The organism is Stenotrophomonas sp. As-7 (genome assembly GCF_030291015.1).
In the GTDB taxonomy this organism is placed as follows: domain Bacteria; phylum Pseudomonadota; class Gammaproteobacteria; order Xanthomonadales; family Xanthomonadaceae; genus Stenotrophomonas; species Stenotrophomonas lactitubi.
In genome coordinates this window covers 17,224-40,032 of record NZ_CP127405.1, presented here as the reverse complement: position 1 = coordinate 40,032, position 22,809 = coordinate 17,224, and the positions used below count along the sequence as shown (strand labels likewise).

Here is a 22,809-nt window from a genome sequence, read left to right as displayed (position 1 = left end):
GACCGTAGCAAGGCCACGCCGCGACGGCACCTTGCGGCGCAGCAGCGGTCGTGGCGAACGACGGCGTGCCGGGTGGCACGCCGTCGGCGTTGCTCAGAACTTGTAGCGCAGCCCCAGCAGGTACTGGCGGCCGGTCTCGGTGTACTGCAGCGGCAGGCGACCGGTCAGCGGCGAGTACACCCACTCGTCGGACGCTTCGTTGGTCAGGTTGATGCCTTCCAGGCTCAGTTCCAGCTTGTCGCTGATCTTGTAGCGGATGGACGCATCGAACACCGTGGTACCGGTCATGCCGTGGTAGCCATCGAGGTTGAAGCCGGTCTCCTGGCCCGGTGCCTGGGTCAGGTAGTCATCGCGGTTGGTGGCCGAGATGCGCCCGGCGAACTTCTCGCCTTCATAGAACAGCGTGGCGTTCCACGATGACTTCGACAGGCCGGTCAGGTCGGTCTTCATCACCGGCTGCCCGGCCGCGTTGATGTACTGGATCTTCGATTCCACCCAGGTGTAGTTCAACTGCACGCCCAGGTTCGTCCACTTGCCCGGCAGGAAGGTAAAGGGCTGGGTGTAGTTGGCTTCCACGCCGTGCAGTTCGCCGCCCGGGGTGTTGACCGGCTTGCTGTAGGTGAAGTCATCGGTGGCCGAGGCGCCGGTGCCGACCAGCAGCGAAGCCGGCAGGCCGCTGTCGCTGTACGGGCGCACTTCGCGGGTGGTCTGCACGAAGCTCTCGATGTCCTTGTAGAACAGGCCGATGCCGGCCATCGCGCCTTCGGCGAAGTACCACTCGAAGCCGAGGTCGACATTGGTCGCACGGATCGGATCCAGTACCGGGTTGCCACTGGAGATGGTGCGTGCACCACCGGCCACCGCGACCGTCGCGCCCGGCGTCAGGCTGCCCAGCCCCGGACGGCTCATCACCTTGGCCGCACCCAGCCGGATCAGGAAGTCCGGAGTGACTTCAGCCACCAGGTTGAACGAGGGCAGGGTGTCGTCGTAGGTGCGGCTGACCGTGGTTTCGACAGTGCCGTTGGCCAGCGTCGACTGCCCGGTGGACGACTGCTTGGTACGCACGTAGCGCACGCCGAAATTGCCCGACAACGGCAAAGAGCCCAGTTCGGTGGAGAACTCGCCCATCAGGTAGGCGCCACGGTCCTTCTCTTCAACGCTGCGCACGTTGTTGGCGCGCGGGGCGACGGCGAAGGTGCCGCTGTTGCTGTAGATGTCCAGCTGTTCGGCGATCGCATCCAGGTCCGGCACGACCCAGTTCGACGGACTGCCGCTGATGCCCTTCAGTCCGGCCTGCTCGGTCAGGTCCGCCGGCACGATCTTGCTGCCGCCGGCGAAGTTGGGCACGGCCAGTTCGCTGGCGCGGCGCAGTTCGACGGTCTTGAACGTGTAGTCCTTGGCCAGCACGCCGCCCTTCAGGCGGAAGCCCGGGCTGATATTCCAGTTGAAATCGATCTGGCCGGTGTCGAAGTCGTTGTCCACGTACTGCGGACGCAGGCGGATCTCGGCCAGTTCCCAGCCGTTGGGATTGGTCGGGTCGATGCCGTAGTTGAGCACCGGCGCACGGCTGTTGCCACGGTAGTCGTAGCTGTAACCCTTGACGTCGTACTTGTCCATGATGACGGTGGTCTGCACCGGGTTCTCGTGCTTGGAGCGCGAGATGCCGAGCTTGCCGGACAGGGTGAAGTCATCGCCGAAGCGGTGCTGGCCGTTCAGCGCGATCTGCTTGAACTCGGTGCTCCACTCGTCGTGGCGGTTCTCCGTGCGGATATCGACGTTGTCGAATTCGCCGTAGAGCAGCGCGTTGTCGCGGATCTCGCCATTCTTGACGATGGTGGTCGGCTTGCCCGACAGGCGTGCGCTCGCATTGGCGCCGCGGCTGAAGGAAATCGCTTCGATGTAGTGCTCGTCGCGCGTCGCATCGATCTTCGAGTACAGCGCATCCAGCGAGATCTCGGTGGCGTCGTTCGGCTTCCACTGCAGCGAACCGGTCACGCCCAGCCGCTTCTGTTCGTGTTCCATCTGCACGTAGCGCGGGAAGCGCGGATGGAACACGTTGGCGCCACGCGCGGCGGCGAACGGAGAGGACGCGGCGAAGTTGCCGTTGCTCGGGCCGTTGGCCCAGCGACCGGTGTTGGAACCTTCCTCCAGCGCCTGGCGCTCGGAATAGGCAACCGACAACAAGGCGCCGAAGGTGCCATCGGCGAAAGTGTTGGAGACCAGCGCGGCGATGCGCGGGTCGGCCTTCTCGGCCATCGCGTTGTAGCTGGCCTGGCCACTGGCGGCGAAGGTGAAGCCGTCGTAGTCGAACGGACGCGCGGTGCGCAGATCGACGGTGGCGCCCAGCGAGCCTTCCTCTACATCGGCCGAGGCGGTCTTGCGCACCAGCAGCTGCGAGAACAGGTCCGAGGCGAACACGTTGAAGTCGAAGCCACGGCCGCGGTTGGTGCCGCCGCTCTGGTCACCAGCGCCGACGGTGGTCAGCGCTTCCATGCCGTTGATGCGCACACGGGTGAATTCCGGGCCGAGGCCACGCACCGAGATGTTGCGGCCTTCGCCGGCCTCACGGGTGATGACCACGCCGGGGATGCGCTGCAGCGACTCGGCCAGGTTCAGGTCGGGGAACTTGCCGATGTCCTCGGCAACGATGGCATCGACCACGCCGGCTTCGCCGCGCTTGATGTCCAGCGCCTTTTCCACGCTGGCGCGGTAGCCGGTGACGGTGACCGTATCCAGGTCGGTGGCGTTCGGGTTGGCGCTCTGCTGCTGCGCGCCGGCGTTGCCTGCCAGGGCCAGTGCTACGGCCAACGCGAGCAAGGTAACCGGTGTCTTTTTTTCATGGTTCCGAGAATGCATGCCTTTCCCCTCTCCCAAAGGTCTGGTATCGCGGCTGTTTCAGCGTGATGACACCGCTGGTCAGGCCGGACGTTAACAGCACGTTCCCGATCCGGCATCTTGCACCGCAACAGATCTGAAATGTCTCCAAGACGCTTGCAGGACAATGCTTCCAACAGTTTGGTAGGCTTAGGGCAAGGCCGGGCGGGATTGAAATGACACCGCTAGCCAATTCCACGCCCCACGCGTGGTCCACAACCACGCCGCCCAGTGTCACATGCTGGCGGCACGCGTGAAGGAGCAGAAATGGGTCGTATCGTGTGTTTCGGGGAATTGCTGCTGCGCCTGGGTGCGCCCGGTCGCGAGCTGCTGCTGCAGTCGCCGCAGCTGCAGGTGCACGTCGGCGGCGCCGAGGCGAACGTGGCTGTCTCGCTGTCCCGCTTTGGACATGACGTGGCCATGGTCAGCACCGTCGCCGGCAACGCGCTCGGCGCGCATGCGCTGGCCGAACTGCGCCGGCATGGCGTCGATACGCGCGGCGTGCGCGAAGATGCCGAGGGCCGCATGGGCCTGTATTTCCTGACCACCGGCGCGGTGCAGCGGGCCAGTGAAGTAGTCTACGACCGTGCCGATTCCGCATTCGCCAACAGCACTGCCGCCGACTACGACTGGCCGGCGCTGCTGCAGGGCGCGCAGTGGCTCCACCTGTCCGGGGTCAGCCCGGCGCTGGGCCCGGACGTGGCCCAGGCCACGCTGGCTGCAGCGCGCGCCGCCCGTGCGCTGGGCGTGCGTGTGTCCTTCGATGGCAACTTCCGGCCGAAGCTGTGGCAACGTTGGGGCGGCGATGCGCAGGCGATCCTGCACGAACTGTTCGCGCAGGCCGACCTCGTCTTGGCCGACTACCGCGATATTGAAGTCATCCTCGGCCAGCGTTTCGAACAGGCCGACGTGGTCGCGCGGGTGGAAGCGGCGGCAGCAGCGGCATTCGACGCATTCCCGCAGCTGCAGTGGCTGGCCTGCACCCAGCGACAGACGCTGAGCGTGGACCACCATGCGCTGGGCGCGCTGCTGCTGGGCCGCGATGGCACCCGTGCACAGGCGCCGGTGCGCCAGCTGCAGGGCATCGTCGACCGCATCGGCGGCGGTGATGCCTTCGCGGCAGGCATCCTGCATGGCATCCTGTCCGCCTTCGATGCCGACGCCACCGTGCGCTTCGGCCTGGCCGCCGGGGGCCTGAAGCACTCCATTCCCGGCGATTTCAATCCCGTCAGCGAAGCTGATGTGTTGGCCCTGATGGGCGAGGAGCGATTCGATGTCCGGCGCTGATCCACGCGTTCGTGCGGTACTGAAACTGGCACCGGTGATTCCGGTGTTCACCCCCGATGACATCGACGATGCGGTGCAGGTCGCGCATGCGCTGTTCCGTGGTGGCCTGCCGGTGATCGAGGTGACCCTGCGCACGCCGCGTGCGCTGGAGGCCATCAAGGCCATGGTCGAAGCGGTGCCGGATGCGGTGATCGGTGCTGGCACCGTGCTCGATGCCGCGCAGATGCAGGCCGTGAAGGAAGCCGGCGGCCGCTTCGCGGTATCACCCGGGGCGACGCCACGGCTGTACGCCGCCGCGCGCGATGCCGATCTGCCCTACCTGCCGGGTGTGGCCACCGGTTCGGAGCTGATCGTCGGCCTGGAGCATGGCCTGGATACCTTCAAGTTCTTCCCCGCCGTGCAGGCCGGGGGGGCCGCGATGCTGTCGGCGTGGCACGGCCCGTTCGCTGATGTGCGCTTCTGCCCGACCGGCGGCATCAGCGCGCAGACCGCCAGCCAGTTCCTGCACCTGCCCAACGTGCTGTGCGTGGGCGGCTCCTGGCTGACCACCGCCGCGCTGATGCAGACCCGCGACTGGGACAGTGTCGAGCGCCTGGCGCGCGAGGCCGCGGTGCTGGCCAGCTGACCGTTCGGCCGCTGGTGGAGCCGGGCACAGACCCGGCGCTACCGGATTCCCTCAACCACGTGGCGCACCCAGCCGCCGGTACAGGGTGCTGCGATTGATCCCCAGCCGCTTGGCCGCCGCGCTGACGTTGCCCTGGCAATCAGCCAGCGCCTGGCGCATGGCCGCCTCGGCGATCTCCTCCAGCGCACCGCTGGCAGGCAGTGCTGGCGCGGCCGTCGTGCCAGCACGTACGTCCGCCGGCAGCAGCTGCGGATCCACCGCTTGACCCGGCTCAGCCAGGGCGGCCAGCGTGCGCAGGCAGGCGCTCAGCTGGCGCAGGTTGCCGGGCCAGGCATGGGCCACCAGTGCCGCCCGCGTCTGCGCAGACAACACATGGCCGTGTCCCAGCTGCTGCCACAGCGCATCCACCACGGCACCGCGATCGGGATGTTGCCGCAGCGCTGCCAGGGTCACCACGTGGTCGGCGATGCGGTAATACAGATCCGCACGGAAGCGGCCTGCGTCCACCGCCTGCGGCAGTTCGCAGTGACTGGCGCAGACCAGCGCGAAATCCAGTTTCACCGGCTTGCCACCGCCCAGCGGTGACAGCTCGCGTTCCTGCAGCACGCGCAGCAGACGCGGTTGCAGCGCCAGCGGCATGTCGCCGATCTCATCGAGGAACAACGTACCGCCCTCGGCCTGCCGCAGCAGGCCCGGGCTGCCCTGGCGGCGCGCACCGGTGAAGGCACCGTCCTCGTAGCCGAACAGTTCTGCTTCGATCAGGCCTTCCGGCAACGCCGCGCAGTTCACCGCGACGAAGGGCTTACCGGCACGCGCGCTGCGCGTATGCAGTTCACGCGCGAAGACTTCCTTGCCGGTGCCGGTCTCGCCCTGCAGCAGCACCGGCAACCCGGCCTGCAGCACACGCCCGGCGGTGGCCAGTTGCTGTTGCTGCACGGCATCGAACAGTGGACCCTGCGCCTGGGCCGGCGCCTGCGCGGTCGCCACCGGCGTGGCCACACTGCGTCGCGACGCGCGTGCTTCGCGCACGCCATACAGACGACGTCCCTGGCGATCAAGCAGCACGCCGTCATCGGCCAGCCGCGACAGCGGTTGTTCAAACAGCGCCTCATAGGGCGTGCGGCCGATGTCCTGCCGATCGAGCCCGAACAGCGCCAGCCCGGCACGATTGGCTGCGACCAGGCGACCGCCGCGGAAGCCGAGCACACCCTCGCGCGCACTGCCGAGCAGCGCGGGTTGATGATGCAGGCGCAGCAGCTCGCAGTCGGCCAGGCCGTCGGCGAAACCGCGGTGCTCGATCTGTGCCACTGCCTGCCGCACCAGCGCCAGCGCGTGCACGTGTGGCAGCCGCGCGTCGCCCGAAACATCGAGCACACCCAGGCACTGCCCGTAGGGATCGAGGATCGGCACCGCCGAACAGGTGAGGATGCCGTGCGGGGCGAAGTAGTGCTCGCCGCCACGCACCTGCAGCGCGCGTCCGTCGACCAGCGCGGTGCCGATCGCGTTGGTGCCGACCGTGCCTTCGTCCCAGCGCATGCCCGGCATCAGCGCGACACGACCGGCCTTGTCGAGGAAACCGGTGCTGCCTTCGGCATCGAGGATCCAGCCGTCTTCATCGGTCAGCAGCACGATGCTGCCGCTGTGGGTCATTTCCGCCGCCAGTCCATCCAGCTCCGGGCGCGCCTGTCGCCACAGGCGCTCGCGGCGCTGGCGCAGTTCGCGCAGGCGGTGGTCGGTCAGTGGTTCGGCGGCCGGCTGCGCATCCACCAGCAGGCCATGCCGCTGGCAGCGTTGCCAGGAATGCAGGATCGCCTCGGGCACCGCGCCGACGGGAGCAGCGCCGCGCTCGAAGAAACTGCGCCGGGCACTGCCCAGGCGGGGATCGGGAGCAAGCGGGGACACCGACAGCCTCCTGTGTCGCACATTGCGACAGTTGTTGCGGGACCTGTCCCGATTAACAGCACACCCCGCGCCGGCCTGCAACGGCCACGCCTGCTGCACTGCGGCAGCCTGCGCGACACGATGACCGATGGCCGGGCGATGAAGGCGTGATGCAGCGCAGCAGGCCAGGGTTGGCATCGTCCTTGCGCCTGTGGATGCACCACGCCCACCACAGGAGCCGCCATGAACGCCGTACCGTCCACCCGCCCGCATGCCACCGATCCGCGCTCCCTGTTCAAGCCGCGCTATGGCAACTACATCGGTGGCGAATGGATCGCCCCGCTCAGCGGCCGGTACTTCGACAACCTCTCGCCGGTGAACGGCCAGGTGTTCACTGAAGTGGCCCGCTCCAACGCCGAGGACATCGACGCCGCACTCGATGCCGCGCACGCCGCCAAGGACGCCTGGGGCCGCACATCGGCCGCCCACCGTGCACTGCTGCTCAACCGCATCGCCGATCGCATCGAACAGAACCTGGAACTGCTGGCCCACGCCGAGACCTGGGACAACGGCAAGCCGATCCGCGAGACGCTCAACGCCGACGTGCCGCTGATGGCCGACCACTTCCGCTACTTCGCCGGTTGCCTGCGCGCGCAGGAAGGCAGCCTGTCGCAGATCGACGACGACACCGTGGCCTACCATTTCCACGAACCGCTGGGCGTGGTCGGGCAGATCATTCCGTGGAACTTCCCGCTGCTGATGGCCGCCTGGAAGCTGGCGCCAGCACTGGCCGCGGGCAACTGCGTGGTGCTCAAGCCCGCGGAGCAGACGCCGGCGTCGATCCTGGTGCTGATGGAAGTGATCGGCGACCTGCTGCCGCCCGGTGTGCTCAACGTGGTCAACGGCTTCGGCCTGGAGGCGGGCAAGCCGCTGGCCAGCAGCCCGCGCATCGCCAAGATCGCCTTCACCGGCGAGACCTCCACCGGCCGCCTGATCATGCAGTACGCCAGCCAGAACCTGATTCCGGTGACGCTGGAACTGGGTGGCAAATCGCCGAACCTGTTCTTCGCCGACGTGATGGCCGAGGACGATGATTTCCTCGACAAGGCGGTGGAAGGTTTCGTCATGTTCGCCTTCAACCAAGGCGAGGTCTGCACCTGCCCGTCGCGCGCGCTGGTACAGGAATCGATCTACGAACGCTTCATGCAACGCGTGCTCGAACGCGTGGCGGCGATCCGGCAGGGCAATCCGCTGGACCCGAACACCATGGTGGGTGCGCAGGCATCGGGCGAACAGCTCGAGAAGATCCTTTCCTACATCGCCATCGGCCGCGAGGAAGGCGCCGAAGTGCTGATCGGCGGTGACAGAGCCGCGCTCGGCGGTGATCTGGCCGGCGGCTTCTATGTGCAGCCGACCGTGTTCAAGGGCCACAACGGCATGCGCGTGTTCCAGGAGGAGATCTTCGGGCCGGTGGTGTCGGTGACCACGTTCAAGACCGAGGAAGAAGCATTGCAGATTGCCAACGACACGCTGTACGGGCTGGGTGCCGGCGTCTGGAGCCGCGATGCCGCGCGCCTGTACCGGGTAGGCCGCGCGATCCAGGCCGGACGGGTATGGACCAACTGCTATCACGCCTACCCGGCACACGCCGCGTTCGGCGGCTACAAGCAGTCCGGCATCGGCCGCGAGAACCACCGGATGATGCTCGACCACTACCAGCAGACCAAGAACCTGCTGGTCAGCTACGCACCGAAGAAGCTCGGCTTCTTCTGATTCTGAGGATTGATCGGGATCAAGGCGCGGGCATGGGGCCGGCGCCATCCTGTCTGCAAGCGCACTACGGAGAAGCACGCATGAACAGAACCATGAAGGCCGCCGTCGTCCGTGAGTTCGGCAAGCCGCTGGTCATCGAAGAAGTCGTGGTACCGCGCCCGGGGGCGGGCGAGGTGCTGGTCAAGATCGAGGCCTGTGGCGTCTGCCACACCGACCTGCACGCCGCCGAGGGCGACTGGCCGGTGAGACCGAACCCGCCGTTCATCCCCGGTCACGAGGGCGTGGGGCACGTCGTGGCCGTGGGAGGCGGGGTAGGGCACATCAAGGAAGGTGACAGGGTCGGCATCCCCTGGTTGTACTCGGCGTGTGGCCATTGCGAACACTGCCTGGGGGGCTGGGAAACGCTGTGCGAAACGCAGCGCAATACCGGCTACTCGGTCAACGGCGGCTTCGCCGAGTACGCACTGGCCGATGCCAACTATGTCGGCCTGCTTCCGAAGGAAGTGGGCTTTGTCGAGATCGCGCCGGTGCTGTGCGCGGGCGTCACCGTGTACAAGGGCCTGAAGGTCACCGACACCAAGCCCGGTGATTGGGTGGCCATTTCCGGTATCGGCGGCCTCGGCCACATGGCCGTGCAGTATGCCCGCGCGATGGGCCTGAACGTCGCTGCGGTGGACGTGGACGACGCCAAGCTGGCGCTGGCCAAGCGCCTTGGCGCGCAGGTCACCGTCAACGCGCGCACCACCGATCCGGCCGCGTTCCTGAAAAAGGAGATCGGCGGCGCGCATGGTGCACTGGTCACCGCGGTGTCGCCCAAGGCGTTCGAACAGGCGCTGGGGATGGTCCGTCGCGGCGGCACGGTCTCGCTCAACGGCCTGCCACCGGGCAACTTCCCGCTGGACATCTTCGGCATGGTGCTCAACGGCGTCACCGTGCGCGGCTCGATCGTCGGCACCCGCCTGGACCTGCAGGAATCGCTGCAGTTCGCCGCCGAAGGCAAGGTTGCGGCGACGGTCAGCACCGACCGTCTGGAGAACGTCAACGAGGTGTTCGCGCGCATGCACGCCGGCACCATCGAAGGCCGCGTGGTGATCGACTTCGCTGCCTGACCCCCTGTGCATGGCCGCCGTGCCCGTTTCCCTCTCCCACGGGCACGGCGGCCATGCCGATCCACCGGCAGCGCCGGGCAGCCTGGCGGCCGTACAATGCGCGCATGCCCGCCACGCTCAAGACCATCTTTCTCTCGTTGCTCGCCCTGATCGGCGCGCTGCTCGCGCTGACCCTGGTCAGCAGTGCTGCGGGCTGGCTGCCATCGCTGCTGGGCATGACACCGGGAAGCGAGGCGCAGCTCGGCTGGGACCTGGCGTTCACCGTGCTCGGCGGCATCGCCGCCATCGCCTTTGCCACCTACTACGCACCGTGCTGGCCACGTGCGCATGGCACCTCGATCTGGTCGTTGCTGGTACTCGGCGCGGGCTATGGCCTGTGGATGATGGGGGGCGATTTCCCACAGTGGTTCGTCATCGGCCTGCTGGTTTCGCTGCCGGTGCAGTTGCTGGTCGGCTGGCGGTTCGGTCGTCGCGCGTCGCGCGATCCGCGCTGAGCGGATACCGGTAGTGCCGGCCGCTGGCCGGCCACCTCGATGATCCTGCAGTTGCCGGCCAGCGGCCGGCACTACCGCTTCGACGTCGGCAGCGTCTGCTTCAGCGCGTCGATGCCCTGCCACGGATCCGCTTTCAATCGCTTCGCCCGTGCCAACGCCTTATCCATCGGAAACGCGTCGGCAGCGCCGACCCGCGCCAGTTCTTCCCAGCGCAGCGGCACCGCCACGCCCGCGCTCTCGCGCGCACGCAGCGACCACGAACACACGCTTGTCGCACCGCGTGTATTGCGCAGCCAGTCGATGAAGATCACGCCGCTGCGCTTGGCCTTGCTCATCGTCGCCACGTAGCGGTCCGGCGCCTGTTCGGCCATCGCCTGCGCGAACGCCTCGCAGAACGCTTTCGCGTCCTCCCAGTCCGCCTTGGGCAGCAGCGGCACCACCACATGCACGCCCTTGCCACCGGACAACCGCACGAAGCTCCGCAGGCCGGTCTCCTGCAAACGATCGCGCACATCACGCGCGCCGCGCTTCACGTCGGCCCAGCTCACGCCCTCACCCGGATCAAGATCGAACACCAGCCGGTCGGGATGCTCGGGATCGGCCACCGTCGCCCCCCAGGGATGCAGCTCCAGGGTGTTCATCTGCACCAATTGCAGCAGCCCGCGTTCGTCATCGATATAGACGTAGTCCTCGCGCCCGCTCTTCTGCTGCAGCGGCACTGCATGCACGGCGTCGCCCAGGCCCTGACCGTGGTGCTTCTGGAAGAAGCAGGCCTTGCCTACGCCATCGGGACAGCGCAGCAGTGACAGCGGTCGTCCACTGATTTCCGGCAGGATCCAGCGTGCCATCTGCCGGTAGTAGTCGGCGACGTCGCCCTTGCTGAGCTTCTTCTTCGCAAACACCACGCGCTCGGGATGGGTGATGGCAACGTCGTCGCCGTCATCGGCCGGTGCTTCACTCATCGCCAGGTCCTCCTTCTGCTTGTCACTGCGCAGTCGCTTGAAACTGGCCTGGCGCAGCAATCCTTCCTTGCCCCAGCCACGGAACGCGACCTCGGCCACCGTCACCGGCTTCACCCAGCGCACGCTGGCCGCACGGAAGGGCACGTGCGACGGCAGTTCCAGCACCGCTGCCTTCACCGCCAGCGGCGCCAGCGCCGCCGACAGCGCGCGCAGGCTCTCGTCGTCGAAGCCGGTACCGACCCGGCCGACATAGCGCAGGCCGCCCTTGTCCGGCGTGGCCAGCAGCAGCGAACCGAATCCCACCCGCGAGCCCTTTGGCGCGGTGTGGCCGATGATCAGGAATTCATCGGTGTCCTCATGCTTCACCTTCACCCAGCTGCGTGCACGGGTATTCACGTAGGGCGCGTCGACCTGCTTGCTGACGATGCCTTCGAAGCCCGCCTTGCCGCTGGCCTCGAACACCGCCGGGCCGTGGTCGATGACATGCTCGCTGAAAGCCAGCGTGCCAGGCGTATCGCCAATCAGCGCTTTCAGCAGTGCCTTGCGTTCCAGCAGCGGCGCGCGGCTGATGTCGACCCCGGCCACGCCCGGCAGATCGAACACGATGTAGCGCAGCGGTTGTTTCGAGCTGCCGTCGATCACCCGCTGCAGCGCGGCGAAATCGCTGCGGCCGTTGTCGTCCAGCACCACCAGTTCCCCATCCAGGCGTGCATCGCGTACCGGCAGCGCCTGTACGGCCTGCACCACTTCGGGAAAATCCGCGGTCCAGTCCAGGCCATTGCGCGAGCGCAGTTTTACCTCGCCCTCGTGCAGATCGGCCAGCAGCCGGTAGCCATCCCACTTGATCTCGTGCAGCCAACGCTCACCATCGGGCGCGGTGTCGCGATGATCGGTGAGCTGTGGTTTGAACTGGCGCGGATAGCTCTTGTCACGCGCCCCATCCAGCTTCAGCGCGCGCGCATGCCAGCGTGCATCGGCCTTGCGTGGATGTGCGGTACGCGGCGCTGGCGCCGCCTTCTTCGTAGAGGCCCGGTTGGTCTTCGCAGGCTTCCGGGGCGGTGCGTGCAGCAGATCATCCGCTTCGGCATCCCGTGCCTGCTCGTCGTCGCGCTTGATCAGCAGCCACTGCACCTGGCGGCCCTTCATCGCCGTGCGCACCAGCTTCCAGCTACCGGCCAGGCGCTGTCCATGCAACACGAAGTCGATCTTGCCGGCCGCCAGCGCTTGCAGCGGATCGCCTTCGCAGGCCCAGCTGCCGTGGTCGAATACATCGACGTGGCCGGCGCCGTAGTGTCCTTCCGGAATATCGCCTTCGAAGCCGGCATAGGACAGCGGGTGGTCTTCCACCTCCACCGCCAGACGCTTCTCACCCACCCGCAGCGACGGCCCCTTCGGCACAGCCCAGCTCTTCAGCACGCCATCCATTTCCAGGCGGAAATCGTAGTGTCGGCTGCTGGCGTGGTGCAGTTGAACCACGAAGATCGGCCGTCGCTTCGGGTTGCCCCGTGCAGGCGCTTCATCCGGCTCGGGGGTCTGCCCGCTGCCTCCGCCCAGCCGACGCTTGCGCCGGTACTGATGCAACGACATGGCTCAACCTGCCTTGCGTCGCGCGGCGGTCTTCTTTGCAGCCTTCTTCGCAGGGGCCTTTTTTGCCGGTGCCTTCTTCGCCGCTGTCTTCCTGGCCGGTGCCTTGCGCGCTGCTGCCTTCTTTGCCGGCGTGCGCTTGTTGGCATCCAGGCTCTTCTGCAGCAATGCCATGAAGTCCACCACGTTGGTGCTCGCGTCCTCGCGCGGTGCCGGCTCGTCCTCCACCTTGGTGGTGCCACCCTTGGACTTGATGCGCTTGTTCAGCACCTGCTGCAGGCGTTCGCGGAATTCATCGTGGTACTGCGACGGATCCCAGTCGCCGGCCATCGACTCGATCAGCTGCTCGGCCATCGCCGTTTCCTTGCTGGTGATGCGGTAATCGGCGAGCTTTCCACTGGGCAGCGTGTAGTCGTCAGGCTCGACCAGTTCCTGTGGATAACGCAGGATCATCAGCACCAGTGCGTCGTCATTGGGCATCACCGCGCACAGGTACTCGCGCGTGCGCACCACCACCCGTGCGATACCGACCTTGCCAGTGCTGCGCAGCGTTTCCCGCAGCAGCACGTAACCTTTCTCGGCCTTTTTCCCCGGCACCAGCAGATAGGGCTTCTCGTAGTAGCGCGGATCGATCTGGCTGGCGTCGACAAAGGTTTCCACCTCTACCGTTTCATGGCTTTCCGGTGCCGCCGAACGGATATCGTCTTCCTCCAGCACGACGTAGCTGCCCTTGTCGTACTCGAAGGCTTTGACGATGTCCTTCCACGGCACTTCCTCGCCGGTATCGGCGTTGACCCGTTCAAAGCGGATCGGTTTGCGGTCGCGCGAATCGAGCATGCGGAAGTGCAGGTCGACCTTGCGCTCACCGGACATCAGCGAGACCGGTACGTTGAGCAGGCCGAAGGAAAGCGTACCGGTCCAGATCGGGCGGGCCATGATGCGTACCTGGGTTTCAGCAGGGGTAGCCAGCTTCGGCCGGCTACCGTGAAGCAACCGTGTCGGCAACGTGCACGCCGTGCGGGTAGTGCCGGCCGCTGGCCGGCATCCTCAGGATTCAACGAGCCGCCGGCCAGCGGCCGGCACTACTGCAGCAGTGGCCTCACCGCAGCGGCAGGGATGTGGTCCAGCGCGCGCCAGGCATCTTCCACCACCGGCTGCGCCTGTGCCCAGTTCAGGCGCGACTGTCCACGCATCTGGTCCCAGTGCTCGGCCAGTTCGCCACTGGTATCGGCCTCACCTCCACGCGGCCAGTCGGCGGCATGGGTGGTCAGCGCGAAGGCATACACCGGGCACAGATCGCGCCAGTTGCGATGCCCCTGTCCGCGGCGTTCCTCGTAGTCGCTCAGCATGTACTGCAGGTAATCCTGCGCCACCGCTTGGGGATCCTCCATGCGGCGCGTCCGGCGCTGCGCGCTGCGCTGGCCCAGCGGATCCAGCAAGGCGTTGAACACGGACGGGGCGGGGCGTTCAAGACGGGGCATGGCCGGCTCCTGCAGCAGGGCGGGTGGGCAGGAATACGCGCGCCGCCGTTATCCAGTCGTGACAAAGATGTTCATGACGCGGGGTTCGCAGTGGCTTTACCTCGTCCGCGCTGTAGTGGAGGCCTACCGGAGGAATGCCCCATGACCACCACCCGTGACCCCCTGCGTGAGAACCACACCCCCGAGCCGGGCGAGCAGCGCGGCAAACACGATCTGGCCGACGCCGAGGACCGTGGCGCCGGCATGTCGACACCCGACGAGGGTGCATTGCCGGTCGTGCGCCGGCCTGAGCAGGCCGCACAGGACCGCAAGGACTGTGGCGATCGCAACCGCGGTGGCCAGGAAAGCCCGCTGAAGCGGCGCGAGCGCAAGCAGCACGCCAGCGACAACCAGGACGAGGCGCTGGAAGAGACCTTCCCGGCCAGCGACCCGACCTCACCGTTCGTGCCAGCCAAGGCCCCCGATTGACGGGTAGTGCCGGCCGCTGGCCGGCAACCTTGTCCCCTGCACGGAGCGATGCCGGCCAGCGGCCGGCACTACTGCTTCAGCGCCATGACCACTGCAGGCCGACGCTGGCACGGCGGTCCGGACCGGGCTCAAAGAACCGGCCGTTGCCGTCGTTGACGATCACCGAGCCGATGTAGCGCTGGTCCAGCACGTTGTCGATACGCGCGAATGCGCGCAGGTCACCGGACTGCAGCGTCCAGCTGCGCCCGGCCTCCAGGTTCAGCAGTGCGTATCCCGGCGCGCGCTCGGTGGCGATGTCGTTCACCACCACGTCGCTGCTGGCGGCAGCTTCCAGCGCCCACTGCCAGTCCCCCGGCGACCACTGCAGGCGCGCATACGCCTGCTGCCGGGGCACGCCGGGCAGGCGGCTGCCGGCGGCAACGACGGTATCGGGCACTGCGCAGTTGCTAGCCGCGCAGGCAAGGTAGGGCGAGCGCACCTGCGCCTGCAGCCAGGTCCAGGCCAGCTGCAGCTCCAGCTGCTCGGCCATCGGTTGCCGGTACTGCAGCTCCACACCTTGGCGGCGGGTGCGGCTGATGTTGCGGTACGTGCTGCGACCGTTGGTATTGCTGGCAACGGCCAGCTCATCGTCGGTATCTGCGCGGAACACGCTCACATCGAGCTGCCTTCCATCCTGCGCATGCCACTTGCTGCCCACTTCCAGGCTGCGGCTGCGGGCGGCCGCCAGATCCAGCGCCAGCCCGGCCTGGCCGTCGGCGCGGTAACCCAGTTCGTTGAACGTCGGGGTTTCAAATCCACGGCCCACGGCCGCGTGCAGGCGCCACTGCGGGCTTGCCTCGAAGCTGACACCCGCCACCGGCGTGGTGGCCTGGTAGCGGCGGCGGCCGCTGTCGTCCGGGTTGCGCCCGACGATGTAGCGATCATCCGATTCGAAGCGCACCGTGCTGTGGCGCACTCCGGCCAACAGCGACCAGCGCGGGCTCCATTGCCACCACGCCTGCGCGAACTGGTCCACGTTCTGCACGATGTCGATCTGGTCGCGGCGCAGGCGCCCGCGTACGCCCACGGTGCTGCCGATGAAGTTCTCGTAGCCAGTGCGGTGCTGGCGTTGGCGATCGGCATTCACGCCCACCACCAGATCCAGCGGGCGCCCCCACAGATCGCCGTTCCAGCCCCAGCGCGCGTCCAGCCCGCCGTAACCGCCATCCAGGTCGATCACGCCACCGGCGTGTAGCTCGCTGTTGCGCTGTGCGCTGGGCGGAATCGGCAGGTACTGGCTCACCGCGCGCTGCCCGGCATAGCCCATCAGCTGCCAGCGCTGCGCACCGGCTTCCCGTGTCCAACGCAGGCCGGCCTGCTGCTGGCGCACCGATTTGCGGGTGTTGTACTGGTGGGCCACCGCCGTGGCCTGGCGCGGGTCGGCCGTCACCTGCGCGCGGGTCAGCCCCAGCGGGTCCTGCGCGTTCGGCGCGTGCAGCGCGTTGAGCAGCAGTTCCAGGCGGCCGCCAGCGAGCTCGGTGCCCAGCCGCGCGTTCAACGATTCGCGGCGCGCACGGCTATGGTCACGCCAGCCATCGGTACTGAAATGGTTGGCGGCCACGTTGTAATCGATGCCCTTGCCTGCCCCACGCAGCTGCGCGCCGACGCTGAGCGTGTTGTCGGCACCGGCATTCACCCGCAGCCGCCACGGGTCACCGGCCTGGCCCTGCGCGCTCCACACCTGCAGCACGCCCCCGGACGAGTTGCCGTACAGCGCCGAGAACGGTCCACGCAGCACCTCGATGCGCTCGGCACCGAGCAGGCTGGCGTGCGACAGCTGGCCCTGGCCGTCGGGCATGGTCGCCGGCACCCCATCAATCAGCACCCGCACCCCGCGCACGCCAAAGGTCGAACGGGCGCCGAAGCCACGGATCGACAGCTGGGTGTCCTGCGCGAAGTTCTGCCGGTCGCGGGCCAGCAGGCCCGGCACCCCGCCCAGCGCCTCGGACAGCTGCGTGTTGGGGCCGCTACGGTCGGCATCGATCCACACCGTATCCAGGCTGGCGGGCAGGGCGAAGGGATCCACGCCCGGCACCCGCGCGGCCTGCACCTGCACCGCCGGCAGTGAGGTGGGCGAGGGCGCGGCCGCCACCGAAAAAGGCGACAGCAGCAGGGCGGACAGCGGCAGGCAATGACGTCGTGCGGCGGAATTCATGATTCAGGTTGATGGATCGGGCGGCAACGCACGCCATGGTACGGGCAGGCGGATGACGATGGCGGCGGCCAGCCCCGGCAGGCTTTGTTACGATGGGCTGTTTCCGGCCGAAAAGCCGCAAGCCGCGTGGCGCAATTCCTCCCCCTTTCCGTCTACCGAACGAGTACCGCCGTGTCCTTCTTTGCAAACGTGGAACTGGTCCCAGGCGACCCGATCCTGGGCCTGACCGAGGCGTACAACGCCGACAGCCGCCCGACCAAGGTCAACCTGGGTGTGGGCATCTACTACGACGAGAGCGGCCGCATTCCGCTGCTGCGCGCCGTCAAGCAGATCGAGCAGCAGCTCGCCAACGAAGCCAAACCGCGCGGCTACCTGCCGATCGATGGCCTGCCGGCGTACACCCAGGCTACCCGTGAGCTGGTGTTCGGCAAGGATTCGCCGCTGCTGGCCGCCGGCCGCGTCACCACCGCACAGACCGTCGGTGGCAGCGGTGCGCTGCGCGTCGGCGCCGACGTGCTGAAAAAGCTGCTGCCGCACGCCACCATCGCGCTGAGCAACCCGAGCTGGGAAAACCACCGCGCCGTGTTCAGCGCCGCTGGTTTCGAGGTGGTCGATTACACCTACTTCGACCCGGCCACCCATGGCGTGAACTTCGACGGCCTGCTGGCCGACCTGGGCAAGCTGGAAGCGGGCACCGTGGTGCTGCTGCATGCCTGCTGCCACAACCCCACCGGCGCCGACCTCACCGTCAGCCAGTGGAAGCAGGTCGCGCAGCTGCTGAAGGACCGCCAGCTGTTCCCCTTCATCGACATGGCCTACCAGGGCTTCGACAAGGGCATCGAGCAGGACGGCGCCGCGGTGCGCATCATCGCCGAGGCCGGCATCGACAGCTTCATCGTCGCCAACTCGTACTCCAAGTCGTTCTCGCTGTATGGCGAGCGCGTGGGTGCGCTGTCGATGGTGGCGCCGACCGCCGCTGACGCCAAGGCCGTGCAGTCGCAGGTCAAGCGCGTGATCCGCACGATCTACTCCAGCCCGTCCACGCACGGTGCTGCACTGGTTGCCGGCGTGCTGACCAACCCGGAACTGCGCGCGATGTGGGAGCAGGAACTGACCGAGATGCGCGAGCGCATCCACGCCCTGCGCCAGGGCCTGGTCGAGAAGCTGGCCGCCGCCGGTGCCCCGCAGTTCGGCTTCATCAACGAGCAGGCCGGCATGTTCTCGTACTCCGGCCTGAGCCGCGAACAGGTCGAGCGCCTGCGCGACGAGTTCGGCATCTACGCCGTCGGCACCGGCCGCATCTGCGTGGCCGCGCTGAACCAGAACAACCTGGAATACGTCGCCAAGGCCGTGGCCACCGTCGCCAAGGGCTGAAGCACCACTCCAGTGGTTTGAAGACAAAGGCGCCGCAAGGCGCCTTTGTTTTTGGGTCCTGGTTTTGCCAAGGGTTGCTGTAGAGCCGAGCCTGCGCTCGGCTTGCGCGGCGTGACGGACGAAGAGCAGCCGAGCGCGGGCTCGGCTCTACAGAAGCAGAGCGCCCCGCTTCTGCAGCGCAACGCCTCTGGAAACGATTACGCCTTCCCCGCTCACCCACGCGCAAGGCAGACCAGCGACAATAGGCGTTTCCCCGTTGCCGAGACCTGCCCGCCCATGTCCCGTACCTCGTTGACCCGCTTCCTGATCCAGCAGCAGCACGCCGGCCGCATCAACGCCGACCTGCGCCAGCTGATCGCGGTCGTCGCCCGCGCCTGCACCAGCATCTCCATCGCCGTCAGCAAGGGCGCCCTCGGTGGCGTGCTCGGCGAAGCCGGCACCGGCAACGTGCAGGGCGAAGCGCAGAAGAAGCTGGATGTCATCAGCAACGAGATCCTGCTGGAAGCCAACGCCTGGGGCGGTCACCTCGCTGCCTGCGCATCGGAGGAAATGGACCACAGCCAGCCGGTGCCGGACATCTACCCGCGCGGCGATTTCCTGCTGCTGTTCGATCCCCTCGATGGCAGCTCCAACATCGACGTCAACGTCTCCGTCGGCACCATCTTCTCGGTGCTGCGTTGCCCGACCAACGTCGAACTGCCTGGCGATGACGCCTTCCTGCAGCCGGGCAGCAAGCAGATCGCCGCCGGCTACTGCATCTACGGTCCCAGCACGCAGCTGGTGCTGACCGTCGGCCACGGTACCCACGCCTTCACCCTCGACCGCGAAACCGGCGAGTTCCTGCTGACCACCGAGAACATGCAGATCCCGGCGGCCACCCAGGAGTTCGCCATCAACATGTCCAACCAGCGCCATTGGGAAGCGCCGATGCAGGCCTATGTGGAAGATCTGCTGGCCGGCAAGGACGGCCCGCGCGGCAAGAACTTCAACATGCGCTGGATCGCCAGCATGGTCGCCGACGTGCATCGCATCCTGACCCGCGGCGGCATCTTCATCTACCCGTGGGACAAGAAGGAACCGGGCAAGGCCGGCAAGCTGCGCCTGATGTACGAAGCCAACCCGATGGGCCTGCTGGTGGAGCAGGCGGGCGGTGCCGCCTGGACCGGTCGCGAGCGCATCACCGACCTGCAACCCGACCAGCTGCACCAGCGCGTGCCGGTGTTCCTCGGTTCGCGCGAAGAGGTCGCCGAGGCCGTGCGTTATCACCAGGAGCATGACGCGAAGAGCGTCTGACAGCGGCCATCCCTACAGCGGTCATGGCAGATTGATGACATGACCGCAGGGTGACAGCAGCGGCTGCAAACGGCACCATCAAGCCCTTGCCGTCGAAGGAATGCACGCATGCACGAGCCGGGCCCTGTCGATTTCATCGAGGTCATCCACAACGCCGTCCCCAGCGACGTGTGCGCTGCGATCGTCGCCCGCATGCGTGCAAGTCAGGGCCTTAAACCCGGTGCAGTGGGCAGCGGCGTGTTCCCGGAACTCAAGCACAGCAAGGATCTGCGGATCAGCGGCCTGGAGGGCTGGCAGGATGTGGACCAGCAGCTGCAGCAGGCGGTTTTTGCCGGTCTGCAGACTTATCTACGCCGTTATCCACAGGCATTGATCGCGCCGCTGATGTTGCAGATCCAGGACAGCAACGGCCAGCCGCGACGTCTGTCGGCCGAGGATTTTCCCGACATGGCACCGGAGCAGCTCGCGGATCTGGCGCGCACCTGCCTGCGCCCGGGCGCGATCAACCTGCAGTGGTACACAGCGGGCGAGGGTGGCTACCCGTACTGGCACTGCGAGCTGTACCCGAAGGATGCGCAGGCCGACACGCTGCACCGCCACCTGCTGTGGACGCTGTACCTCAACGACGACTTCGAAGAAGGTGAAACCGAGTTCCTGTTCCAGGGCCGGAAGATCGCGCCGCGTACCGGCAGCCTGCTGATCGCACCGACTGCGTTCACCCATACCCATCGCGGCAACCGCCCGCAGGGCGGCGACAAGTTCATCGCCACCAGCTGGATCCTGTTCCAGAGTGCGCAGAAGTTGTTTGGGGGAGGGTGATGCAAACTGGTCACTCGAGGTTCCCAGCACCTTGTCCGGATCATGGAGCTGGCCCCCGAGATCCTGTGCTGTGGTGCGAGCAGTGGTGCTATCTCCTAAGGCAGACCACTACCCGGGCTGCCCTCGCTGATAAGAGAATCCCCAGATGCTGGCACGCCTTCCCATGCGCCCAGCTGACCCAGCGGCCTCCGGATGGCATTCAATTCATAGCTGAGCTCGCGCATCTTGCAGTGGGCCTTCCAGCCCGCGGGGCTGTCGAGGTTGGTCGCATGGTCAGGCGAACTAAGATGGTCGGTGTGACCGAAACTGACGTCCTCGTTCCGGTCGGTGCCGACAGGGCTCGCCCCCAAACCACGGGCTCAGAACCAGGGTCACTGCTTTCTCCATGGTCTGATCAAGGTCTTGCGCATTACCCAGGCGATCCAGCCGCAGACCAATCCGATCCCAGCGACAATGATTTCCTCTTCCCCGAAGGGGGACCCACTTACCCGTTGATAGACGACAAAAACCATTGCTCTCAATGACAACAGGGCAAATATGACTACAGGTGCCCAAAGTGCAATCTTCATCATTCCCCCGTGTGCAATGCATGGACCAGTGCTCGACGACTGGCCGCCTACGCTCTCTATCCCGCCATCTGCGGCATCATGATCTTCTTGCACGCACTACCGGAGGTTCCTCTCTGCGCTCTTGCCACTGCAGCACTACCACAGAATACGGATGTTTCGCGCGCATGCGCAGTTTCGGGCCTTCCATGCCACCTACAAAAGCTTCCTGCAGCGAAGTCGAGCAAGCTCGACGCTACCGAGGACGGCGATGATAGAGAATCCCGCCCGCTACTGCACCGAGCACTGCGATACCCAGGCCAACAAGCTCTTCTTCTCCAAGCGCTTCGCCAGATATCAGCTTGCCGACGGTCAGCAGCAGGACGTTCAATGGGAGCATCCACAAGAACGCGATGCCAAGCCAGTAGATGATCTTCATTTCATGCCCTCATTGATCCGGATACATCGACTTGAACCAATAGGCAGATCTGTTCCTCATCCATGTCCTGAATTCTGTCATCTCCAGTTCCCGCAGCTGGCGCATGTCAATTCCATAGCGTTGGAACAGGGAAATGGGCTCTCTCATACGGTCCTCATCCACAGCCGACGGATCAACAGAGACGTTGATCTTTCTGAGAAACCCTTCAACGGACACCACGCCTGATGTTTCACTCAAACTGGAGGAGAACGCATCCTCATCCAGTCGTGAGTAGAACCTGAGGGAATCAATTTCTATTTTCAGCATTGCCAGTCGTTGCAGAAGTGGTTGCACACGGTCTGTTCCACCCGGCTATCGGGTGGGACCAAAGGATCGCCAGAGATTACCGTCGCCGCCTTGCCAGGCACTGAGCTTCTCGACGGGGATTTCCTTGAGTTGGCAGGTGAACTGGAGATAGAAGGAACGGTCTTCTTTTCGATAGCTGTTCCATCCGACAGCCGTCACTTTGACTTCGATCCGACCATCGCCCTTGTGCGGCTGGTGTAGTTCAACATCCGCAGAATGGGACAGCCAGTAGTCTCCCTTGTGTGCGAAGCCTGCGCCGCCACTGGTCAAGTGCGCATCCACTACCTCCGGCATCCCTTCGGACGAAGGTGTGTATCCCTTCAGGCTGCCGGTGATCTTGGTGAACTGCTGGGAATCGATCACGCCCGGCGACTCCGAGAAGAGGCGCAGCAGAAGGAGCGTGCCCGTGCCCTTGCTCACCACCTGACCTGTATTTGCCGTCCACAGATGTTGCTCGAACTCGTCCAGACCGGCTGGCATATCAGTGGCAATCGATGCCTGCGGAACGGCGATGCATTCGTGAATGGCGCGAGCCTGCACCTGCAGGGTCACAAGGGAGAGAAGGAGAGCGCTGGCCGGAAGGCAGCACAGGCGTTTCATCATGTAGACACCGCTGATTCGAATTCAGTCACGCGAGCGACTGGCAGGATGTGCCTGATCAAAAGGGGATGCGTCGGGATCATGTGCTCCCGTCCATGCATCAAGGTCCTGCATCTGCAGGGGCGAGGCTTTCAGGCGCTCTGATAGCTGGGTCGGTGCATCACATTCATCGCGCCATTCCAGTGGGCTTGTGGAGCGGAACGATGCGTCAATCTGGATCTCGATGCCGGAATCTCCGGTGGAAATCACGGTGATCTGCCCTGCGACCGGAACTCCGTAGCAGCCGGTCTTTCCGGCGAATGCACTGGATCCACTGCTATGGAACATCCGTACGCGATCACCTGCGGCGGCGAATCGGTCTCCTGCCTTTGCATCAGCAGGGAGCTGGACCGTGAGCTTGCTGAAGGTGGAACGGTCGGTCCACCACGAAGACCGGAATCGTCGAACCCCGATCACACGGTTGTTGCCGGTAACGATCTGGTGACAGGCAAAGAGTCGCTGGCGCGGCTCGACCGTCAGGCAGGCGAGGTCATGCATGGCAGCGTCTTCAACCACAAACGCACGGGCAGCCTCTGCATCGGCGCCGCAGGCAAACAGAAACGCACCACGGCTGAAGGCATGTAGGCGCTTCATGCACGAATCGATTCATCGCCAAACAGACG

Annotated in this window: 19 protein-coding genes; 9 read left to right on the top strand and 10 right to left on the bottom strand. The window is 66.0% G+C overall.

Going from position 1 to position 22,809, the window contains the following annotated elements; genetic code table 11:
- Positions 1-93 precede the first annotated feature (93 nt).
- Positions 94-2,856, bottom strand: coding sequence for a TonB-dependent receptor (locus QP457_RS00175; RefSeq protein WP_205404631.1), 2,763 nt, complete (start codon positions 2,854-2,856; stop codon positions 94-96).
- A gap of 285 nt (positions 2,857-3,141) precedes the next feature.
- Between QP457_RS00175 and QP457_RS00170 the strand changes: the two genes are divergently transcribed.
- Positions 3,142-4,161: a sugar kinase gene (locus tag QP457_RS00170; RefSeq protein ID WP_205404630.1), complete on the top strand. Its 1,020-nt coding sequence runs from the start codon at positions 3,142-3,144 to the stop codon at positions 4,159-4,161.
- Positions 4,148-4,786 carry a bifunctional 4-hydroxy-2-oxoglutarate aldolase/2-dehydro-3-deoxy-phosphogluconate aldolase gene (eda, locus tag QP457_RS00165; protein ID WP_180164739.1) on the top strand — a complete coding sequence of 213 codons (639 nt, stop codon included), beginning with the start codon at positions 4,148-4,150 and terminating at the stop codon, positions 4,784-4,786. Before QP457_RS00170 ends, eda begins: the two co-directional genes overlap by 14 nt.
- Before the next feature lie 51 nt (positions 4,787-4,837).
- Here the strand turns inward: eda and QP457_RS00160 are convergent, their stop codons facing one another.
- Entirely contained in the window at positions 4,838-6,688 is a 1,851-nt protein-coding gene (locus tag QP457_RS00160) for a sigma-54-dependent Fis family transcriptional regulator (RefSeq protein ID WP_286041001.1), read from the bottom strand.
- 222 nt (positions 6,689-6,910) lie between these two features.
- On the opposite strand from QP457_RS00160, the gene adh reads away from it, so the two are divergent.
- The 3 genes from adh to QP457_RS00145 all read left to right on the top strand — a co-directional run bounded on the left by adh (position 6,911) and on the right by QP457_RS00145 (position 10,043).
- Entirely contained in the window at positions 6,911-8,440 is a 1,530-nt protein-coding gene (gene adh, locus QP457_RS00155; protein ID WP_205404628.1) for an aldehyde dehydrogenase, read from the top strand.
- A gap of 80 nt (positions 8,441-8,520) precedes the next feature.
- Positions 8,521-9,549, top strand: a complete 1,029-nt coding sequence (gene adhP, locus QP457_RS00150; protein WP_180164743.1) for an alcohol dehydrogenase AdhP — start codon at positions 8,521-8,523, stop codon at positions 9,547-9,549.
- 104 nt (positions 9,550-9,653) lie between these two features.
- Positions 9,654-10,043: a hypothetical protein gene (locus tag QP457_RS00145; protein WP_205404627.1), complete on the top strand. Its 390-nt coding sequence runs from the start codon at positions 9,654-9,656 to the stop codon at positions 10,041-10,043.
- Positions 10,044-10,114: 71 nt separating this feature from the next.
- Here the strand turns inward: QP457_RS00145 and ligD are convergent, their stop codons facing one another.
- The 3 genes from ligD to QP457_RS00130 all read right to left on the bottom strand — a co-directional run bounded on the left by ligD (position 10,115) and on the right by QP457_RS00130 (position 14,070).
- Complete coding sequence (ligD, locus tag QP457_RS00140; RefSeq protein WP_205404626.1) at positions 10,115-12,592, bottom strand: DNA ligase D; 2,478 nt, start codon at positions 12,590-12,592, stop codon at positions 10,115-10,117.
- Positions 12,593-12,595: 3 nt separating this feature from the next.
- Entirely contained in the window at positions 12,596-13,525 is a 930-nt protein-coding gene (locus QP457_RS00135; RefSeq protein ID WP_205404625.1) for a Ku protein, read from the bottom strand.
- Between the two features lie 146 nt (positions 13,526-13,671).
- Complete coding sequence (locus QP457_RS00130; protein WP_205404624.1) at positions 13,672-14,070, bottom strand: hypothetical protein; 399 nt, start codon at positions 14,068-14,070, stop codon at positions 13,672-13,674.
- Between the two features lie 141 nt (positions 14,071-14,211).
- Here QP457_RS00130 and QP457_RS00125 point away from each other — a divergent pair, with 141 nt between their 5' ends.
- On the top strand, positions 14,212-14,538 hold the full coding sequence (locus QP457_RS00125; protein ID WP_089241889.1) for a hypothetical protein: 327 nt from the start codon (positions 14,212-14,214) through the stop codon (positions 14,536-14,538).
- A gap of 76 nt (positions 14,539-14,614) precedes the next feature.
- On the opposite strand, the gene QP457_RS00120 is transcribed toward QP457_RS00125, so the two are convergent.
- Entirely contained in the window at positions 14,615-16,732 is a 2,118-nt protein-coding gene (locus tag QP457_RS00120; protein ID WP_205404623.1) for a TonB-dependent receptor, read from the bottom strand.
- 171 nt (positions 16,733-16,903) lie between these two features.
- Between QP457_RS00120 and QP457_RS00115 the strand changes: the two genes are divergently transcribed.
- The 3 genes from QP457_RS00115 to QP457_RS00105 all read left to right on the top strand — a co-directional run bounded on the left by QP457_RS00115 (position 16,904) and on the right by QP457_RS00105 (position 20,218).
- Positions 16,904-18,106, top strand: coding sequence for an amino acid aminotransferase (locus QP457_RS00115; RefSeq protein WP_205404622.1), 1,203 nt, complete (start codon positions 16,904-16,906; stop codon positions 18,104-18,106).
- Between the two features lie 276 nt (positions 18,107-18,382).
- Positions 18,383-19,399, top strand: coding sequence for a class 1 fructose-bisphosphatase (locus QP457_RS00110; protein WP_205404621.1), 1,017 nt, complete (start codon positions 18,383-18,385; stop codon positions 19,397-19,399).
- 108 nt (positions 19,400-19,507) lie between these two features.
- Positions 19,508-20,218 (top strand): 2OG-Fe(II) oxygenase, encoded by a 711-nt coding sequence (locus QP457_RS00105; RefSeq protein WP_205404620.1) that lies wholly within the window; start codon positions 19,508-19,510, stop codon positions 20,216-20,218.
- Between the two features lie 801 nt (positions 20,219-21,019).
- On the opposite strand, the gene QP457_RS00100 is transcribed toward QP457_RS00105, so the two are convergent.
- From QP457_RS00100 to QP457_RS00085, 4 genes are read right to left on the bottom strand one after another with little or no spacing between them, the layout of a single operon-like run.
- Entirely contained in the window at positions 21,020-21,202 is a 183-nt protein-coding gene (locus tag QP457_RS00100) for a hypothetical protein (RefSeq protein WP_240196455.1), read from the bottom strand.
- A 9-nt stretch (positions 21,203-21,211) separates the two neighbouring features.
- Entirely contained in the window at positions 21,212-21,535 is a 324-nt protein-coding gene (locus QP457_RS00095) for a hypothetical protein (protein WP_205404618.1), read from the bottom strand.
- A gap of 18 nt (positions 21,536-21,553) precedes the next feature.
- Entirely contained in the window at positions 21,554-22,150 is a 597-nt protein-coding gene (locus QP457_RS00090) for a hypothetical protein (protein WP_240196454.1), read from the bottom strand.
- 21 nt (positions 22,151-22,171) lie between these two features.
- Positions 22,172-22,780, bottom strand: a complete 609-nt coding sequence (locus QP457_RS00085; protein WP_205404617.1) for a hypothetical protein — start codon at positions 22,778-22,780, stop codon at positions 22,172-22,174.
- Between the last annotated feature and the right edge of the window lie 29 nt (positions 22,781-22,809).

Coding starts and splice junctions, on each gene's coding strand:
- QP457_RS00125 (WP_089241889.1), top strand. CDS start 14,212: ATGACCACCACCCGTGACCCCCTGCGTGAGAACCACACCCCCGAGCCG.
- adh (WP_205404628.1), top strand. CDS start 6,911: ATGAACGCCGTACCGTCCACCCGCCCGCATGCCACCGATCCGCGCTCC.
- QP457_RS00085 (WP_205404617.1), bottom strand. CDS start 22,780: ATGAAGCGCCTACATGCCTTCAGCCGTGGTGCGTTTCTGTTTGCCTGC.
- QP457_RS00135 (WP_205404625.1), bottom strand. CDS start 13,525: ATGGCCCGCCCGATCTGGACCGGTACGCTTTCCTTCGGCCTGCTCAAC.
- QP457_RS00145 (WP_205404627.1), top strand. CDS start 9,654: ATGCCCGCCACGCTCAAGACCATCTTTCTCTCGTTGCTCGCCCTGATC.
- QP457_RS00175 (WP_205404631.1), bottom strand. CDS start 2,856: ATGCATTCTCGGAACCATGAAAAAAAGACACCGGTTACCTTGCTCGCG.
- QP457_RS00130 (WP_205404624.1), bottom strand. CDS start 14,070: ATGCCCCGTCTTGAACGCCCCGCCCCGTCCGTGTTCAACGCCTTGCTG.
- QP457_RS00120 (WP_205404623.1), bottom strand. CDS start 16,732: ATGAATTCCGCCGCACGACGTCATTGCCTGCCGCTGTCCGCCCTGCTG.
- adhP (WP_180164743.1), top strand. CDS start 8,521: ATGAACAGAACCATGAAGGCCGCCGTCGTCCGTGAGTTCGGCAAGCCG.
- QP457_RS00100 (WP_240196455.1), bottom strand. CDS start 21,202: ATGAAGATCATCTACTGGCTTGGCATCGCGTTCTTGTGGATGCTCCCA.
- QP457_RS00110 (WP_205404621.1), top strand. CDS start 18,383: ATGTCCCGTACCTCGTTGACCCGCTTCCTGATCCAGCAGCAGCACGCC.
- QP457_RS00105 (WP_205404620.1), top strand. CDS start 19,508: ATGCACGAGCCGGGCCCTGTCGATTTCATCGAGGTCATCCACAACGCC.
- QP457_RS00090 (WP_240196454.1), bottom strand. CDS start 22,150: ATGATGAAACGCCTGTGCTGCCTTCCGGCCAGCGCTCTCCTTCTCTCC.
- QP457_RS00170 (WP_205404630.1), top strand. CDS start 3,142: ATGGGTCGTATCGTGTGTTTCGGGGAATTGCTGCTGCGCCTGGGTGCG.
- eda (WP_180164739.1), top strand. CDS start 4,148: ATGTCCGGCGCTGATCCACGCGTTCGTGCGGTACTGAAACTGGCACCG.
- ligD (WP_205404626.1), bottom strand. CDS start 12,592: ATGTCGTTGCATCAGTACCGGCGCAAGCGTCGGCTGGGCGGAGGCAGC.